The organism is Desulfosarcina sp., from assembly GCF_041551955.1.
Taxonomy (GTDB): domain Bacteria; phylum Desulfobacterota; class Desulfobacteria; order Desulfobacterales; family Desulfosarcinaceae; genus Desulfosarcina.
On sequence record NZ_JBFELV010000557.1, the window covers coordinates 1 to 2,822 of the forward strand.

Sequence of the window (2,822 nt, forward strand, 5' to 3'; positions counted from 1 at the left end):
AACAAAAATGGAAATCGACGCATACGCCCGTTGACAAGCCGTCGATAAACTTTTACGATGCTGATATAATTCATGATACCAAGGGGGCGAACATGAACAAAGGGGATCTGATCGAAGCATTGAAAAGAAAAAACGGCTTTACTCGAGAAAAAGCTGAGCGGGTGATCGATCTTTTTTTCGGGGAAATGACCAATGCGCTGGCCAATGGTGACCGTGTTGAAATCAGAGGGTTTGGAAGCATTTTCGTCAAACATTATGGTTCCTACAAGGGTCGCAATCCGAAGACGGGTGAATCGGTAACCGTCAAATCCAAAAGACTGCCTTTTTTCAGGTGTGGAAAAGAACTGAAAGAGCGGGTGGACAATCTAAGTCGTTGACACACTGCGTCTGATGAAACCAACACTTGTTGCGGCAGGATGCTGCGATCACCCTGGGCAAACGCTGCACCGTTTACAGCATCTTTTTCGGCCTGATCCCCAATCGAAAAAAAGTAGAGGCGAATCCTCGCCCGCTCCGCATGACAAGACATCCGTATCGACTGGAGAGGGCATTGTCTGCCGCCAATGCCTCCACGGGATCACTTCAACCGCAGAGCGCCAGGCGATCAACGGCGCACACGCACATACGTTCGCCAATCCCGAGGGTATCGTTTTTGAAATCGCCTGCTACCGGCATGCCTGGGGATGCGTGTATGTTGGACCCCACTCGCCTCAATTCACCTGGTTTGCCGGCACCGTGTGGCGTATTGCCGTGTGTGCCAACTGCCAGGTTCACCTTGGATGGCGCTTCTCGGCAGCTGACGGCAGTTTCTTTCACGGGTTGATCACCGACCGGCTCATCGTCAGGGAGGGGTGACGAATAGGCCACAATTTGTGCCGGCACCATCGCTTCAACACCACCGAGTGTGTTTTCACGTGAAACGTTTCGTATAGATAACATGGGGTTATTATCAATCGAAACCTGAATGCCATTTATACTTTTGACAGAACCCTGGCGTTCACCTATAATGCAAATGGATTTTTCACCAATTTTCCGACGCGAACGGATGCTGAATCTACCTATTGAACAGGGGGCCCGTGGCGATGAAACTTCGCGATATCTCTGACTGTTGCCTTCACCTGGATGTTCATGAGAGACGGTGCGATCGTGAGGACCTTTTTGAACTTGTATTTTTTCAACATGATCTGGCCGAGTGGGAGCGGATTTTATCTGCTTTTCTTGAAAAACCGGTAAAACCCAGTGGAACGTCTCCGACGCAAAAGGATCTGGCAGTCACCGAGGGTACCGGCAGTATTCGAATCGAGCAAACCCTTTTCGAAAAAAGTTTTGAAAATGGTGTGATCATCGCCAAATTCTGGCCGTGGAAGGACGGACGCCATATCACGTTGAGAATGGCGTTGCTTCCCGGTGCATCGGCTTGATTTCACCCACAGGAGTTTTTTTCCGCTTATGGCAATCCTAAAAGCAATCCCGATTCTGGTGGCCGCCTTTTTTCTCGGCAACTGGTTTCTTTCCGAAGTCAGGAAAGCCAAATCTGCCGGAAAACCATGGTATGCCCCCTACCTGACGATTCCGGGCATTTTGATCGTGGTCACATTCATGATTCCCGTCTTCCTTCGCTTCTATCAATAGTTCGCTGCGAGCCTGCCGTGTGTGCGCCGACAACTGAAAAGGGTGAGGTGAAACTCACTATCACGCATTCTCTGAAGATCAATCACGCGCCCGCCACGCTGCTGGAAACGCTGGTGGAGCGATTTCAGATGCTCAACCCCAAATGGGTCGAGAATGATCGCATGGGGCGCTGGAACCGGGGAACGAAGAAAATTCTTCGCTTTTACCGTCGCTCCGGCAAAAACGGGATCATCATCCCCCGCGGATATGCCCGCCAACTGATTCTCCTGCTTAAGCGGGAGCATCTTTCCTATCGCATCGACGACCAGCGCCGGTTGCTGCCGGATGTGGATTTTTGCTTCAACGGTGCACTCAAAGCTTTCCAATCCGCCGCCGCGACGGCAATGCTAAAAAAGGATTTCGGTACGATGAGTGCACCCACCGGGAGCGGAAAAACCGTCGTCGGGCTCTTTCTGATCGCCCAACGACGTCAACCGAGCGTGGTGGTGGTGCACACCAAAGATCTTGCTTTTCAGTGGATCCAGCGCATCGAACAGTTTCTGGGCATCCCCGCGGATCAGGTGGGACTGATCGGTGCAGGCAAAAATAGAATCGGGGAGCAGATTACCGTGGCGCTGGTTCAAACCCTCTACCGGTGTACGGATCAAATCGCTCCTTACACGGGCCATCTCGTCGTGGACGAGTGCCACCGGGCACCCAGCCGAACCTTCACCGAAGCGGTCACCGCCTTCGACTGCCGCTACATGCTGGGCCTTTCGGCCACTCCGTGGCGGCGGGACAAACTCTCCAAACTCATATTCTGGCATTTGGGAGACGTTCACCACGAGGTGGACAAGGTCCAGCTGGAGGAAAAAGGCCATATTCTAAAAGCAGACGTGGTGGTCCGAACCACTGCATTCGAACCTTTTTTCGACCCGGTCAACGATTATTCCCGCATGCTGTCCGAACTGACCGCCGACGATGCGCGCAACCGGCTCATCGCATCGGACGTGGCGAAAGAGGTCCGGGGCGGAAAAGGTGTCTGCCTGGTTCTGTCGGACCGAAAAAAGCATTGTGAGACGCTTCAGGGTATCCTGCGATACAAGCTGGACGTTCATGCTGACCTGCTCACCGGCGATCTGAACGACGATGCGCGAAAGGCCGTGTTGGAGCGCCTCAAGAAAGGCCGTGTCAATGTGCTGATCGCCACC

General features: G+C 52.8%; 5 protein-coding genes. All 5 read left to right on the forward strand.

All coding sequences use genetic code 11. From position 1 onward, the window contains the following. On the forward strand, nucleotides 1–377 hold a 377-nt coding region (locus ABYV26_RS24065; RefSeq protein WP_372683888.1), incomplete at its 5' end, for an HU family DNA-binding protein. 13 nt (nucleotides 378–390) lie between these two features. After that, nucleotides 391–855: a cereblon family protein gene (locus ABYV26_RS24070; protein ID WP_372683889.1), complete on the forward strand. Its 465-nt coding sequence runs from the start codon at nucleotides 391–393 to the stop codon at nucleotides 853–855. Nucleotides 856–1,082: 227 nt separating this feature from the next. Beyond that, nucleotides 1,083–1,421, forward strand: a complete 339-nt coding sequence (locus ABYV26_RS24075) for a hypothetical protein (RefSeq protein ID WP_372683890.1) — start codon at nucleotides 1,083–1,085, stop codon at nucleotides 1,419–1,421. Nucleotides 1,422–1,449: 28 nt separating this feature from the next. Next, nucleotides 1,450–1,632, forward strand: a complete 183-nt coding sequence (locus ABYV26_RS24080) for a hypothetical protein (protein WP_372683891.1) — start codon at nucleotides 1,450–1,452, stop codon at nucleotides 1,630–1,632. Between the two features lie 47 nt (nucleotides 1,633–1,679). Then, on the forward strand, nucleotides 1,680–2,822 hold a 1,143-nt coding region (locus tag ABYV26_RS24085; protein ID WP_372683892.1), incomplete at its 3' end, for a DEAD/DEAH box helicase.